The sequence below is a fragment of the Marinobacterium marisflavi genome, from assembly GCF_982447095.1.
This window is the reverse complement of record NZ_OZ457898.1, coordinates 1,781,526-1,796,517: the sequence shown is the minus strand read 5'-3', so window position 1 is coordinate 1,796,517 and position 14,992 is coordinate 1,781,526. Positions and strand designations below refer to the sequence as shown.

Sequence of the window (14,992 nt, the reverse complement as noted above, 5' to 3'; positions counted from 1 at the left end):
CCTACCCGGCTTCTTGATGAGCCACAGGGATCTTCAGATTTTCAGCAAGTCGATCTTATCTGTCGTGTCTTAACGTTCTGCGCAACTCTTTGGTTGGGTTTAACTCTATTTATCCTGCCTTGGGCAGGCTCCGTACTGCGTTGGTTACAACGCTTTGTAATCTCTCTCGTTTACTAAGCAGCTCCAGGCGATACGGGCCAGCTTGTTTGCGATCGCTACCACGATCTTGTTTACGTGCTTGCCTGAAGCCCTCAAGCCTTGTGCCCACAAGCCAAGGCGACTGCTTTCGGGCCACTTCTCTAGTGAGCGGTATGCAGCCCTCGCGCCGTGTACCAGTTGCTTGCGCAACTGTCGATTTCCTCGTTTACTGATCCCCAGTAACACGTCTTTACCACCGCTTGAGTGCTGGGCGGGCACCAAGCCTAACGAGGCGGCTAGGTCGCGACTGCCCCGGTATGATTGACCATTCCCCGCATACGCAACCAGCAAGGTCGATATGACTGGGCCTACACCAGGTATCGTCATCAACCGTTTACAGCGCGCATCAGACCTAGCGATCTTTTCGATCCGTGAGGTGTAGTAATCAACTCGATCATCGCAGCGTAGCCACTCCTCTCTGAGATCGGCAATGATCTCTCTTAAACCGTAACTTAACCCGTTCGAAGCGTCCTCAAGTATCAACGCGACCTCGTAGCGAGTTGCAGCATGTCCACGCTTAACTACGACGCCCTGTTCAGCAAGTAGTCCCCGTATCCGATTACCGATGCGCGTACGGTTGTTAACCGAGTCTTCGCGGACTCGGTGCAGAGCCTGTAGGTCGAGCTGTTCAGTTGTTTTGACGGCTACTACCGGCGCCTGCTCTCGGGACGCTGCCTCTGCAATCGCTGCGGCATCCCGTTTATCATTTTTATTAACCCGCACGTACGCCTTTACGTAGCTAGGCGGGATGATCTTCACATCATGACCATACTGCTTGAATAACTTGGCCCAATAGTGAGAACCGCTGCACGCCTCAATACCAATAATGCACTTGGGTTGTTTAGCTATAAACTTGGCGACCTCCGCGCGCTTGAGCTGACGCGCAAACGTCTGCTTACCACTGCTCGTCATACCGTGAGCTTGAAAAACACTCTTCGCCAGATCGATACCAATAATGCTAGTCTTGTTCATGTGGACCCCCTTCTTGGATGCCGTACTTGATTGAATGCGAAATCCAATCTTGGCACAGAGTGGGTGGGTCCATCTCATTTCCTACTTTGGCTGACGACTCCAGAGTATCACTGTTCATTGGGTTCGTTCACTTTCGCAAACCCCCGGTGCTTGCCATTTTCCATGATCAGCACCACGTCGTAAGGTTGAAATCTGTCGCCCATCTCCATACCGGGTGAACCTACAGGCATACCCGGCACACTCAGGCCAATAGCGCCCTCGATTGGATTGTTGAGAAACTGTTCAACGTAGCGTGCAGGTACATGGCCCTCTATCACATAGCCCTGCTGAGTAACCGCTGTGTGGCAGCTCGAGACGGTGCTGTCGACACCATAGTCGGCCTTGATCTCGTTAAGATTGGCGACATTGCGGGCCTGAAGCTTGTATCCCTTGCTGGCCATATGATTGATCCAAGCGTTGCAACAGCCGCAGTTTGGGTCTTTGTTGACGGTGATTACCCCCTCAGCGAGTGCCACTGGAGCGGCAAAGGTAAGCATCGGTAGCAGTTTGCAGAGTTTCATTTAGCCTCCAACTATTCAGTCCTGACTTCAGTCTACACGCCGAATCTGTTTTTTGCCGATCTGCTGTCCGTCACTCTGGGGCGTACACTCGATGCTTTGTGCACGCCCAGATTAAGGTTGTAGGACGTAGCGCAGCGTCTCAATCACTTGTTCATTGGTTTGTGCCCAAGCTAGCGCACTGGCATCAACCTCTTTGAGTGGATGAATGATGTCATCGGCATGTAGGGTGATATATGGCTTGCCTAGCGCGGCGCAATAGCCGGCATCGAAGGCGGCGTTCCACTGTTTGTATTTATCGCCGAATCGGATGACAACCAGATCCGCTTGCTCGATTAGGTTCTTTGTGCGGATCAGATTCACCTTTGATGACTGGTGATCACGCCAGAAGTTATCGCTCTGCTCACCCAGATGGTCACCCGCAGCATCGCTGGCTGGGTGGTCCGTAACGGGGGCGAGGTAGGTGATGTCCAGGCCGAGGGCATCGGTGCCTTTGCGGATAGCCTCGCGCCAGTCGGTGTGGATCTCGCCAGACATGTAAACTTTGTAGCTCATGGGGTCTCCTTTGCTTTTGTGGGAGGGATATCCGCGAAGCGGATGTCGCGACATGCAGCTTTGCTGCATATCCCTTATATGGACCCACCCGTTTGTTGCAAGACCGTTTTGGCTCGATAGAAGTAGATTGCACGCTTATATCCGGCCTCTCAGTTTGGGCGTATCCACCCGGGCCATTATGAGATGTGCTCTTGCTGTTCTTATCTCTTACCCGGCTTCTTGGTGAGCCACAGGGATCTTCAGATTTTCAGCAAGTCGATCTTATCTGTCGTGTCTTAACGTTCTGCGCAACTCTTTGGTTGGGTTTAACTCTATTTATCCTGCCTTGGGCAGGCTCCGTACTGCGTTGATTACAACGCTTTGTAATCTCTTTCGTTTACTAAGCAGCTCCAGGCGATACGGGCCAGCTTGTTTGCGATCGCTACCACGATCTTATTTACGTGTTTGCCTGAAGCCCTCAAGCTCTGTGCCCATAAGCCAAGTCGGCTGCTTTCGGGGCATTTCTCTAGTGAGCGGTATGCAGCCCTCGCGCCGTGTACCAGTTGCTTGCGCAACTGTCGATTTCCTCGTTTACTGATCCCCAGTAACACGTCCTTACCACCGCTTGAGTGCTGGGCGGGCACCAAGCCTAACGAGGCGGCTAGGTCGCGACTGCCCCGGTATGATTGACCATTCCCCGCATACGCAACCAGCAGGGTCGATATGACTGGGCCTACACCAGGTATCGTCATCAACCGTTTACAGCGCGCATCAGACCTAGCGATCTTTTCGATCCGTGAGGTGTAGTAATCAACTCGATCATCGCAGCGTAGCCACTCCTCTCTGAGATCGGCAATGATCTCTCTTAAACCGTAACTTAACCCGTTCGAAGCGTCCTCAAGTATCAAAGCGACCTCATAGCGAGTTGCAGCATGTCCACGCTTAACTACGACGCCCTGTTCAGCAAGTAGTCCCCGTATCCGATTACCGATGCGCGTACGGTTGTTAACCGAGTCTTCGCGGACTCGGTGCAGAGCCTGTAGGTCGAGCTGTTCAGTTGTTTTGACGGCTACTACCGGCGCCTGCTCTCGGGACGCTGCCTCCGCAATCGCTGCGGCATCCCGTTTATCATTTTTATTAACCCGCACGTACGCCTTTACGTAGCCAGGCGGGATGATCTTCACATGATGACCATACTGCTTGAATAACTTGGCCCAATAGTGAGAACCGCTGCACGCCTCAATACCAATAATGCACTTGGGTTGTTTAGCTATAAACTTGGCGACCTCAGCGCGCTTGAGCTGACGCGAAAACGTCTGCTTACCACTGCTCGTCATACCGTGAGCTTGAAAAACACTCTTCGCCAGATCGATACCAATAATGCTAGTCTTATTCATGTGGACCCCCTTCTTGGATGCCGTACTTGATTGATTCTCAAAAACCAATCTTGGCACAGAGTGGGTGGGTCCATCTCATTTCTTACAGAGTTTAATTTGTCGCGAACGTGCGCTTCGCGCAGATCGCTCTTACTTGGGCGCTTTAGTGGTACGACGGGCTGTGGGTTTACGTTTACCCGAGCTCTTGCGGCGGCTTTTTCCTTTCGAAGTCTCAACCGCAGGCAAGCTGCGCAGTGATGGCGGAACCTTACCATCTTTGATCTGTTCCATCAGCTCTTGCACCTGTGTTTGGAGAGTCTCCATAAAGGGGGCGTAGGCCTGTCCGCGCTCTGCCATCGCCTGTAACTGAAACTCCCAGTGTGCGGTCATATCCGGGTAAGTGGCTTGCTCCGGTAGGGCATGAATTAGGCCTCTACCGGCAGCCGTGCTAAGTATGGATTTGCCCGAGCGGCTCAGCAGCTGGCGGGTCATCAGCGTCTCGATAATGCCCGCGCGCGTCGCTTCGGTGCCTAGTCCGTCTGTTTCTCGCAGAATCTTCTTCAGCTCTTTGTCGTTTACAAATCGGGCTATACCCGTCATCCCCTGTAGAAGCGTCGCCTCAGTGAAATGCTTAGGCGGCTCAGTCTTCTTATCGCTGATCAGCCCCTCGCGACAGGTTAGTATCGTACCCTTGGGTAGTGCCGGAACACTGGCGGGTGCCTCCGTTTCATCATCCTCTACCTCGGCGCCCATCAGCAATTTCCAGCCCGCCTCGACGAGCTGGCGCCCTTTGGCGATAAAGCGGCCCCCGACGATCTCAAATACCAGTTTAGAGTCGGCATACTCGGCCGCCGGATAGAACTGCATTAGGTACTGGCGGGCAATCTGGCGGTAGATCTTCTGTTCATCGCTACTTAGTGAACTGATTGGCTGTTTCTTAGGTGTGGGGATGATGGCGTGGTGAGCATCCACTTTGGCATCATTCCACGCTTTGGATTTGAGCTGGGTATTGGCGTTCGCTACTGCGGTGGCAAAGTCGGCATCATTCTGACCGATAGCGGCGACAACGCTGGCTGCTTGGGCAAAGTGTTCCGTCGGAAGGTGGCGGCTATCTGAGCGGGGATAGGTTATCAGTTTGTGTCGCTCATAAAGCGCTTGCGCTATATCTAGCACCTGCTGAGCACTCATGCCGTAGCGTTTAGATGCGTCAATCTGCAGCGCTGACAGTGAGTAGGGCAGCGGCGGTGCCTGTTTTGTGAGTTTCTGCTCAGACTCAACCACGTCTGCAGGCTGACCTGCGATGCGCAGAGCAACGTTCTCCACCAGCTTGCGGTTTAGGATGCGCCCGTCCTCATCCTGCCAAGGCTCACAGGCTTCGCTGGGTTGCCAGCGCGCTTTGATCTCAGAACTTTGGTGCGGGATCAGTGCATCCAGCGTGAAGTAATCTTTGGGTACAAAACTCTCAATCTCCTCATCGCGTCGCACTACCAATCCCAATACAGGAGACTGAACGCGTCCAACCGAAAGCACCCCCTTGTAGCCCGCCTTTTGCCCCAACAGAGTGTAGCCACGCGTCATGTTGATACCGTAGAGCCAGTCTGCACGTGAGCGTGCCAGAGCCGAAATTGAGAGCGGAATAAAGTTACGGTTGCTCTGCATCTGTGCCAGCGCTTTTTTGACGGCCGGCAAGTTCAGGTCGCTAATGAGTAGGCGCAGCATCGCATCGCGCTTCTTTTTGCTGACTCGGCAGTAGTCGATCACCTCGTCAACCAGTAGCTGACCCTCGCGGTCCGGGTCGCCGGTGTGGATGATCTCATCGAACTCTTTTAAGAGTTTGCGAATCACACTGAGCTGCTTAGATGAGGCCTTGCGTGGGCGCAGTTTCCACTCGGTCGGGACGATCGGTAGATCGGCTAGGTTCCAGCGCTTGTAGCGCTCGTCATAGCTGTCGGGCTCTACTTGCTCGAGCAGGTGGCCGAGGCACCAGGTAACGACATCGCCGTTAGAGCAGCGGATCTGACCCTCGGCGTTGCGGGTTTGGCCCGGAAGGGCGGCGGCAACGGCACGGGCCAGGCTGGGCTTTTCGGCGATGAATAGGCGTGGCATGGTTGTTATGCCTGTAGGAGGGATATGAGCGTAGCGAATGTCGCGACCTTGTCTGGGGTGGGTCGCGACCTTGGCTGCGCCAAGATTCCTCCTACAGTGTTCATTTCTTCTTCAACTGCTTTATCAATGACGAGGGCAGCTCACGCAACGTCAGCGTCTCCGAGTGCTCATCCCACGCGATGGTTTTGCCGAGCGATTCATTACTGAAGCTGATCGACACCTCTTTGGTACGGCCGGTGTAGCGGATGTACTTCTTCAAGCTTGAGCGATCAGGGATAAACTCCTCCTGCAGCTCTGGTGCCTGCTCGGCAACGAATGAGTCAAAGCTCATCTCAGCAACGGACTCAACTTCTGCAGCGAGTTCGCGGTAGTTCACTGACTCTCCCTGAGCCGACTGCTCCATGCAGAACTCCGCCACATCCTTCTGAAAGCGTTTGGCATTCTCTTCAGGCATGCCGGCGCTGTACTGATCTACCGCGGCCATAAAGCGCTCTGTGTCAGCCTGAGTATCAACGGTGTCAAAGAAGCCAAAGTACTCAAACAGAGCCCCTTGCATCTGACGATCACCAAAGCCAAAGCTGAGGGTTAGGTAGCGCTGGCGCTCCGGCCGATGAATATTGTTGAGATCAAGGCGCGCACAGAGTCCGGTTTTTGAGAAGTCGATGTAGTCGGTCTCGCTAACGGCGTTGTCGGCATTGATGCTCAATCCTGCACGCTGCTTTAGGTTCACAATCCAGAGGTGGCGAGTGTGTACCAGCTCTTCGGTGGCGAAGAGCCAGTGTCCGTCAGTCTCTAGGTCTTGCTCTTCGATCAGCATCGCCAACTGCTCCAGTGCGCGAGCACTGAAGGCTTCAAAGCTCTGCGCGTTGTCTAGCCAGTTAAGTAGCAGACCCTTGAATGTGCTCGCCTCATCAGCAAAACGACCGTAGCGTTTGGTGGCCCGTCGGGAAAACAGCGGTTTTACCTCTGAAATTAGTCGACCGGCCAGGGTCGCTGAGTCGATTGGGGTTTCGCTGAGGCTGTAGGACTGCTCACCGGTGCGGCGCGTCAGTCGGTGAGCAATCGCTTGTATGTCGGACATTGTTTACTGCCTTGTAATTCTCGATTTGGGGCGGCTTGAAGGCCGATCTGCTGGGATGGTGCCATAGTAGGTCGCCTATTTCGGCTAGATCCCAGTTAAGGACGCATCTGCGGTTCGGGTAGCCAAAGCGTTAGCGTGCGGAACCAGCCAGTACGCCCCATCTCCTGTTCGATGTGCGCGCGGAACGCCGGTAGTGACAGCCCAACTTGGTCCAGTGTCGCCATAAACTCCGGCTGTAGTTTAAGTTCGATATCGACATAGCTTGGATCGTAGTAGAGCGTCAGCTGGAAGTTTTCGTGTGAGCCCAGTAGTTGATCCATCTGTTGATAGAGCACCGTTTTGATCTCTTTACGTGATGGCATAACGGGCATCGCCTCGCCATGGAACGGCTCGTCATCGTAGGTATCGATGTGAAAGATGATATGGCTCAGGTCGTCGAAGCGGTTCTGCAGTGCATAGACAGCGAGGTCGCCAACATAGTGCCCCTCAGATGCACTGAGATGCGGTGCGACTTGCACGTGCATCTCTAAGAGCACCTGGTTCCCCATTGTGCGGCTTTTAAAGTCGTGCGCATTCACTATACCCTCAACCTCTAACACCGTCTCACGCAGCTCTTTGACGCGCTCAGGTGGCAGGGCTGTGTCAACCAGCTCGGTTAAGCTCTGCGTCACCAGTCCCCAACCAATCTTACCGATGAAACCGGCGACGAATATGGCTGCTACGGCATCCAGCCACCACACACCCATCATAGCGCCGATCAATGCTACAAAAACGACAATTGAAGAGAGCGCGTCGCTGCGGCTGTGCCAGGCATTGGCTATTAGCAGATCAGATTTAAGCTCTTTACCAATCTTTAAGCTGTACCGAAAAATCGCCTCTTTAGAGATAACCGAAAGGGCTGCAACAACCAGTGCGGGCCAAGTTGGAATCGCGATCTCGTCTGTGGTTAGTACTTTTACGATCATCTCGTAAGCGAGCGTAGCGCCTACAGCAATCAGTATGACGCCCAGCGCCACCGTACCGACAGTTTCAAAGCGACCATGTCCCCAGGGGTGGTTCTTATCGGGCTCTTGATGCGAAATGCGCAGCACCACAATGACCATAAAATCGGTGGCTAGATCGGATAGCGAGTGAACGCCATCCACAATCAAAGCGCTGGAGTTGGCAATAAAACCGATAACAATCTTGCTGACGCCCAGAAGGAGGTCAACTAGAGAACCAATGAGGGTGACGCGCTCAGCGGCCTTACGACGCTGATCGAGTTGCTCTTGCATGAGGCTTTCCTTAGTTGCTTGGGTTTAGTGTACGAAAACCCGCTCCCGAGCTCTAGTTATTTACTGTCTGTCAACAAGCTGTCGATTATTTATTAACAATGGCGGTATTTTCACAATGTCGATCATTGAAAACGACAATAGTGACATTCATTAAGATTAATTCCTAAAATATTGGTTAATCTTTGTGTAAGTAATTGTTTTTAATGAATATGGTTTTATGGTCAAAAAATAATCAATTTAAGGTCAGTTACCAGATTGTGTAGGTTTTGAGACGTTTTAAATATGTTATTCACAGACTTATCCACAGGCCGTGTGGGTAGGCGGCTGTACCCCGCATAACTGCGGGGTTTAACAGAAATCGCTAATATTCAGGTCGTTTTTAGTCAGTCGATGTCAAGGATTTTGTGCGTCTGAAGTGAAATTTTCCATTGCGGATTTTGCATACAATAGTCGATGCAACTGCGGGTATTTTCACCTTGGGATTCATCATCAAGCGGTTGCAGATAGTAGTGATCAAACTTCAGGCTGGCGAGCACTGCTGGGGACGCCTGAATCTCGACCTGGGGGAAGACGAGTTTAAGCTCGTTACCGCTGCGTACAACGAGTTCAGAGGCTCCCTTGGGGCTCACACAGACCCAATCGATCCCCTCTGCCAATTCGACGGTACCGTTGGTCTCTATTGCGATCTCAAAACCCTGCTGATGCAGAGCTGTGATGAGTGCTTCATCGAGTTGTAGCGCCGGTTCGCCACCGGTGCAGACTACATAGGGTTTGCCACTGCTCTTTTCTATCGAGGGCCAGAAGTCGGCAACTCGCTGGGCTAGCTCGTGTGCTGTGGCGAACTTGCCGCCGTTCTGCCCATTAACACCAACGAAGTCAGTATCACAAAACCGACATACGGCAGCAGCACGATCCTGTTCGCGGCCACTCCAGAGGTTACAGCCAGCAAAGCGCAAAAAGACTGCTGGACGGCCCGTGTGTGCCCCCTCGCCTTGCAGGGTGTAGAAGATCTCTTTAACGCTGTACATAGATCAGGCCTCAGCCGGTCCGCCAAAGGCTGTAACGAGCTCGGGCAGGAGGCGAGTGAGTTCCAGACCCAGATGGGCAACTTCGGTATCCAGGGCAGCCAATGGATCATCCTGATCAGACTCCAGACGTTCGGCAGCCGTCTCGGTTGGCCGTAGTCGCTTGATACTCAGATCTGAGTGCAGCACAAACTCCAGTTGCTCATCAAAACCGAGTGCTAGTCGATCGACCATCAGGCCACCTTGAAGGTGAGTCTGCACATCGGCTTGGTTGAGCACCTGGCCTTTGAGTTTGATCTGGCTACCGGAGTTAAGAGGATCAACCAGTTCAGCATCCTCGCCAAGGGCGAAGTTGGCGGCAATCGGTTGAGCATCGAGTACCCAATCTGTCATAAGACGAGCAGGGGAGTGTTTGGTATTGACCAGCACCGCTTTCAGGCTGCCCAGCGCTTCACGCAGCGCACTCATAAGCTCCTCGGCGCGCGTATGGCTGCTGGCGTCGACACAGATCCAGCCCTGTTGTGGCGCGATCAATGCTCGGGTCATGCGCTTGCGAGTGAAGGCGCGTGGCAAAAGGGTAAGCTCCATCTCCTCTTTGAGTTGCTGCTGTTCACGGCGAAACACTTTGCGTGACTCCTTCGCTTCAATCTCGGCAACCTTCTCCGCGACAGCCTCTTTGATCACTGAGCTTGGAAGAATCTTATCTTCAGAGTGCAGAGCGATCAGATGGAAGCCCTGGCTGGTGAAAACAGGTTCATCCAGAACAGCTGCTGGCGCTCCAAATCCAGCGCTTTTAGCCTCGGCCCCGCGACAGGGGACAAAGGGAGCAGCACTGAGCGCGTCACTGAGCAATGCCTCGTTAAAGTTGGCTGTAGGAGTGAATTGGTACCAGATAAGATTACGAAACCAGAGCATGAAAAGACCGCTTAACTAAATTGAGGGCGGAATTATCCGGGGGCTAGGGGGTAGATGCAAGTGGGGGTTGGTGCCTAGTCGGGAAATACGCCTTTGGCGTACGTCCCTCGTACAAGACAGCTCTGTGTAAGAGCGATCTGCGCGTAGCGAATGTTCGCGACCACAATCTAGTTCAGGCGTTTGCGGGCGTTGGCGATCGCTTCATCTAGATAGTAGCCGAAGTACTCCGGTGTGGTCAGGCCCACTATAGGCTCGTGCAGTTTATTCCCTTTGCCATCAACGAACAGCAGTGTGGGCGTGAATCGTCCACCTAACTTGCTGGCTATGATGCTTCCTGAGCGCTTCTCACCATCGAAGTCGACCACCTTATCGCTGCGGTCCAGATGCAGAATCCGTAGCGGCGGATGGTTCTCACTCTTCATCAACGGCTTCAGGTAGTCCTCTTTTACACGCGAGCAGTAGCCGCAGTTCTCCTGTGAGATCATCAGAACGATGACCTCATTGGGGTTGGTAGCGGCCAACCGTTGCAGATCTGCTGCATCAGTCAACTCATCGGCTGCGTGCGCGTTAAGTGCGAACAGCAGCAAGATAAGCTTACTGAGCTTCAATAAATTCGCTCGCATAGTCGACTACCTCGTCGGTGAACAGGTCGCGGAAGAAGTGGTCCGCATCCTCAACTTCCACCAATTCAATGTTGTCTCGGGTTACGCTCGCCATCTTCTCTGGAAGATCTGCCACTACATCATCCAAGGTACCGGCGATAACCAGTGTTGGTGTATCTGTCTGATTCAGAACTGTCGGCGTATCGTAATTCGGATAGTTTCCATAATAGCTCATCAGGCTTGCAGCTGTTGCACCGCTGCCCTCGCAGTAGAGCATGCTCACACCGTCCATCATGGCGCTGGCATCCATCGCTTCTGCTTTGGCTAGGAGCTCAGTTACATCAGCGTTATAACGCTTCTGGTAGCCGCTCAGCGTCTTCTCAAGGTCCCAGGTAGCAGGTGCTAACAGAATCTGGGCGCTAACGCGCTCAGGGTCTGAAAGGGTGTACTGCGCTGTCTGGTTACCTCCGCGAGAGTGGCCCATCATCCAGCGTGGCCCCGCATCCTGACTGTCGAGCCAATCCTGCCAGGCAGCGATCTCGGCAACCGCATCCTGCATGGTGTGTCGCGCTGGTACGGCACAGTCATACATAGCTGGTGTGCGGTTATCGATGCCGTAGCTGAGGTTGACCGCCAGCGTGTTAATGCCGTAATCAACAAACAGTTCCTGTAGCGCCACGATCAACTCCATACCACTATGTGCCAGGGTGCCATGCGTAAGCACCAGTACTCCGTCCGCTAGTGTGCTGCCGTCCGCTAGCTGCAGCTCAGCATTAAGGGTTAAGCCGTTGTGATCGATCTCGATCGTCTCAGCCAAGGCTGGCGTAGCGAGAATTGCGGAAGCGAGGATAGGGGCGGCAAAGCGACGCATTGGTATCTCCTGTTGGAATATCGTTATAGCGAATTGTCTCTACGTAACTGTAAGCCAATTCGATCCGCGTTTGTAGTCGAAATTAGTCGCGGATGGAGAGGAGAGGTGCGCCACTCCGTCGAAGGGGCGCGTCGCCAGCGGTTAGTGCCCTTCGAACGCCATTAGCGTAAAGACAGGAGAGCCCGCGTCTTGAATCTTAGTGGCACCACCGAGGTCGGGTAGATTGATGAGCGCTGCCGCTTCAACGACTTCGGCACCGAGCTTTTTGATCAGTGTCATCGCCGCCAAAATAGTACCGCCTGTGGCGATCAGGTCATCAATCAAAACGACACGATCGCCGGCGACCAGCGCATCGGACTGCATCTCTACCGATGCGGTGCCGTATTCGAGCGTGTACTCTTGATGAAGGCACTCACCCGGCAACTTGCCCTTCTTGCGCACTAATACCAGAGGTAGATTCAGCTCGTGTGCGATGATGGCCCCGAATAGGAAACCACGCGCATCGATACAGGCGATCGCGGAGAGGTCCATGTCCATGTACCGCTGCACAAAAGCGTGCGCTACCATCCGGCGAGCTTTAGGGTCTTTGAAAATAGGCGTGATATCACGAAACTCAATACCCGGGTCCGGCCAATCTGAAATGGTGCGAATTACCGACTTAACGTAATACTCGTCGTAAGACATTCTAGGTCCTTATGCAAGCTTTGGTCTGATTGAGCCTCAGCCTAGCTGTGCGGCTTTCGTACATCCTTCGCCGTGGCAGTCACCCGAGGCCTCGTTGAGCGCCGCGAGGTCGAGCAGCTCAATCTCCTTTCCTTCAACGCGCACCATACCTGAAGAGGCGAAGCGAGTGAAGATACGACTGACTGTCTCAACCGCCAACCCTAGGTAGTTACCGATTTCATTGCGTGACATGGAGAGGCGGAACTGGGTGGCTGAGTAGCCGCGAGCTTGGTAACGCGAAGAGAGCTTTAGCAGGAAGGTCGCAATGCGCTGTTCAGCTGTTTTGCGTGATAGGAGCATCATCATCTGCTGATCATCACGAATTTCGCGACCCATTGTGCGCATCATTGAGCGGCGCAGCTCTGGCATTTGGCCTAATAGCTCATCGAGGCGTTCGTAGGGGATCTCACACACGGTTGTGGTCTCCATCATCTTCGCGCTCATCGGGTACTCGCCCTCATCTATACCGGCGAGGCCGACGAGTTCGCCGGGGAAGTAGAAGCCGTTGATTTGCTCCTCGCCGTCATGTGTCACAGTGAAGGTCTTCACTGAGCCAGCACGCAGTGCATAGATCGATTTGAGTGGCTCGCCCTGGCGAAACAGTAGATCGCCTTTGTGCAGTGGTCGGCTCTTTTCGATGATATTATCAAGCTTCTCAACTTCGTCCTTTTGCAGAGAAACAGGTAAACATAAAGAGCTCAGGCTACAGGTCTGGCAGTGAGATTGCGCTGAGACTGAGCGAATATTGGTGATGGTAGACGCCATAAAACCTCCGATGTTCGGAAGCTAAGTATAGTCGCTGTGGCGAGAAGGTTGTAAGAAAAATTCCTAACACCAGACGCAAATTGCGAAATGTGGGGAACCAGCGAGTTAGCGAGATCATTTATAAATTGAAGAGAAGCGATTAAATAATCTTTGAGTAGCGCCGCTCACTTGGTTGGTTAATGTAGGCGTCGAACACCATGCAGATACGTCGAATCAACAAACGACCCAGTGGAAGTACCTCCAGCCCATCCGCGCGTAATTGCAGCATACCCTCAGCTTGCATCGCTTCTAGTTGGTAGAGTTCGTCCGCAAAATAGCGCTTGATATTAACCCCAGTCTGCTCACTGAGTTGGGCGTAGTTCAGTTCGAAATCACAGATTAGTCGAGTGATCAGAGTACGACGGATGTGGTCGTCGCTATTCAGCTTATAGCTCTTTGTCAGCGCGCTGCCATGATTCATCACCATGGCGTTGTACGTTGGAAGATCAGGACTGTTTTGTAGGTAGTAGTCGCCAATCTGGCTGATCGATGAGACGCCAAGGCCGAGTAAGTCGCAGTTGCCGTGAGTGGTGTAACCCTGAAAGTTACGATGAAGCTCGCCCGACTGCTGCGCCACAGAGAGGCTATCCTGCGGTAGCGCAAAATGGTCCATACCGATATTGCGGTAGCCGGCTTGGGTCAACTGGGCGATAGCATTGTGGTGAATCGCCAGCTTGGTGCTGGCATCGGGAAGGTCCTCAGCATTGATACGGCGCTGAGGTTTGAAGCGCTCGGGCAGGTGGGCGTAATTGAACACCGAGAGCCGGTCGGGTCGGATCTTCAGCACCGTATTGAGGGTCTCTTTGAAGCTCCCTTCAGTCTGTAGTGGAAGGCCGTATATCAGGTCGATATTGATTGAACGAAAACCCATTTCACGGGCTGCCGTTATGAGATCTGTCGTCATCTCCAGCGGCTGGATACGGTTAACCGCTTTCTGAACGTCTGGATTGAGGTCCTGCACTCCGAGCGAAAGCCGGTTGAAACCTAGCTGCCTCAGCTGCTTAAGGCGTTCAATGCTCATTTCGCGCGGATCGATCTCTATCGAGTAGTCACTCTGATCGTCATCGCGCAGATTGAAGTTGGCTCTTAACTGCGCCATCAACTGAGCTGTCTCTTCCATGCTGATAAAAGTCGGTGTGCCGCCGCCCCAATGCAGTTGATCGACTACCGGGCGCGCCGGCAACTCTGCTGAACGCAGCTCAATCTCACGATGTAGCACTTCAAGGTAGGGCTGAGCACGGCCACGATCGGCTGTCACCACTTTATTGCAGCCGCAGTAGTAACAGACATGTGCACAAAAAGGGATGTGTAGGTAGAGCGACAGTAGTTTGGTTGTATCGCGCTCTAACAGCGCTTGTCTGAGATACTGCGCCGGCTTTTCGACCGGCGTAAACGACAGCGCAGTTGGGTAGGAAGTGTACCTAGGCCCTGACTTGTCGTAACGGCGGATAAGATCGGTATCCCAAAGAATTGCAGCAGAGTGGCTCACGCAGAGCTCCTTCCAATAGAGCTTTTACGCGAGCTTACACAAAATATACCAGCTCGGTTTTGACACCGATCAAATTTTTTTAAGCCTGTGCTAGCTGAACACTTGAACAAATTTTAAGTTCGGTTTGGCAATTTACGACTACGCTGACATGTAGTAACGATGGATATCTTTTCTGTGGTTGGAGGCGCAATGGAGAAGACGATAGCAGATGTCATCACTCGCTACTTGAATGACGAGTACATACCCCCTCGCGAGCTGTCCCATACTCACCAGCATTTTCGAGCCAAGGATGACCACCTCTATGTGCTAATTAAAACGGCGCAAGGGTTTCGAAAAACCTTGCGTGACTATAGATTGCTAAAAAAAACAAACCGGAGTCCAGCGTCCGCAGGCGCGGATATCAGAGAGATTCGATTGCGTCTGATGATTGACCGCATTGAGAGAGAAATTATAAGAATACTGAGG

The 14,992-nt window shown here is 53.1% G+C and carries 14 protein-coding genes; all 14 read right to left on the bottom strand.

Translation table 11 applies throughout. The features are described from left to right. Positions 1 to 144: 144 nt before the first annotated feature. Positions 145 to 1,170: an IS110 family RNA-guided transposase gene (locus AC1WNR_RS08855; protein WP_481643174.1), complete on the bottom strand. Its 1,026-nt coding sequence runs from the start codon at positions 1,168 to 1,170 to the stop codon at positions 145 to 147. A 107-nt stretch (positions 1,171 to 1,277) separates the two neighbouring features. Then, entirely contained in the window at positions 1,278 to 1,730 is a 453-nt protein-coding gene (locus AC1WNR_RS08850) for a DUF411 domain-containing protein (RefSeq protein WP_481644140.1), read from the bottom strand. Between the two features lie 111 nt (positions 1,731 to 1,841). Next, positions 1,842 to 2,282, bottom strand: coding sequence for a YtoQ family protein (locus AC1WNR_RS08845; protein WP_481644139.1), 441 nt, complete (start codon positions 2,280 to 2,282; stop codon positions 1,842 to 1,844). A gap of 350 nt (positions 2,283 to 2,632) precedes the next feature. Further along, entirely contained in the window at positions 2,633 to 3,658 is a 1,026-nt protein-coding gene (locus AC1WNR_RS08840) for an IS110 family RNA-guided transposase (RefSeq protein ID WP_481642609.1), read from the bottom strand. A gap of 129 nt (positions 3,659 to 3,787) precedes the next feature. Further along, positions 3,788 to 5,743, bottom strand: coding sequence for a DNA topoisomerase III (locus AC1WNR_RS08835; protein WP_481644138.1), 1,956 nt, complete (start codon positions 5,741 to 5,743; stop codon positions 3,788 to 3,790). A gap of 100 nt (positions 5,744 to 5,843) precedes the next feature. Continuing rightward, on the bottom strand, positions 5,844 to 6,824 hold the full coding sequence (locus AC1WNR_RS08830; RefSeq protein ID WP_481644137.1) for a nucleoid-associated protein: 981 nt from the start codon (positions 6,822 to 6,824) through the stop codon (positions 5,844 to 5,846). Positions 6,825 to 6,919: 95 nt separating this feature from the next. Further along, entirely contained in the window at positions 6,920 to 8,098 is a 1,179-nt protein-coding gene (locus AC1WNR_RS08825) for a cation diffusion facilitator family transporter (RefSeq protein WP_481644136.1), read from the bottom strand. A 383-nt stretch (positions 8,099 to 8,481) separates the two neighbouring features. After that, positions 8,482 to 9,126, bottom strand: coding sequence for a 7-carboxy-7-deazaguanine synthase (gene queE, locus AC1WNR_RS08820; protein ID WP_481644135.1), 645 nt, complete (start codon positions 9,124 to 9,126; stop codon positions 8,482 to 8,484). Between the two features lie 3 nt (positions 9,127 to 9,129). Beyond that, positions 9,130 to 10,038: a recombination-associated protein RdgC gene (locus AC1WNR_RS08815; protein WP_481644134.1), complete on the bottom strand. Its 909-nt coding sequence runs from the start codon at positions 10,036 to 10,038 to the stop codon at positions 9,130 to 9,132. A 167-nt stretch (positions 10,039 to 10,205) separates the two neighbouring features. Further along, positions 10,206 to 10,661, bottom strand: coding sequence for a thioredoxin family protein (locus AC1WNR_RS08810; protein ID WP_481644133.1), 456 nt, complete (start codon positions 10,659 to 10,661; stop codon positions 10,206 to 10,208). After that, a complete protein-coding gene (locus AC1WNR_RS08805) occupies positions 10,633 to 11,511 on the bottom strand; it encodes an alpha/beta hydrolase (RefSeq protein ID WP_481644132.1) in 879 nt (292 codons plus the stop codon). The genes AC1WNR_RS08810 and AC1WNR_RS08805 overlap by 29 nt, the downstream gene beginning before the upstream one ends. Positions 11,512 to 11,652: 141 nt before the next feature. Continuing rightward, the gene (locus AC1WNR_RS08800) at positions 11,653 to 12,195 is read right to left on the bottom strand and encodes an adenine phosphoribosyltransferase (RefSeq protein ID WP_481644131.1); all 543 of its coding nucleotides are present in this window, start codon (positions 12,193 to 12,195) and stop codon (positions 11,653 to 11,655) included. A gap of 36 nt (positions 12,196 to 12,231) precedes the next feature. Next, positions 12,232 to 12,999, bottom strand: a complete 768-nt coding sequence (gene fnr / locus AC1WNR_RS08795) for a fumarate/nitrate reduction transcriptional regulator Fnr (RefSeq protein WP_481644130.1) — start codon at positions 12,997 to 12,999, stop codon at positions 12,232 to 12,234. A 139-nt stretch (positions 13,000 to 13,138) separates the two neighbouring features. Continuing rightward, positions 13,139 to 14,527, bottom strand: coding sequence for an oxygen-independent coproporphyrinogen III oxidase (gene hemN / locus AC1WNR_RS08790; RefSeq protein ID WP_481644129.1), 1,389 nt, complete (start codon positions 14,525 to 14,527; stop codon positions 13,139 to 13,141). Positions 14,528 to 14,992 lie beyond the last annotated feature (465 nt).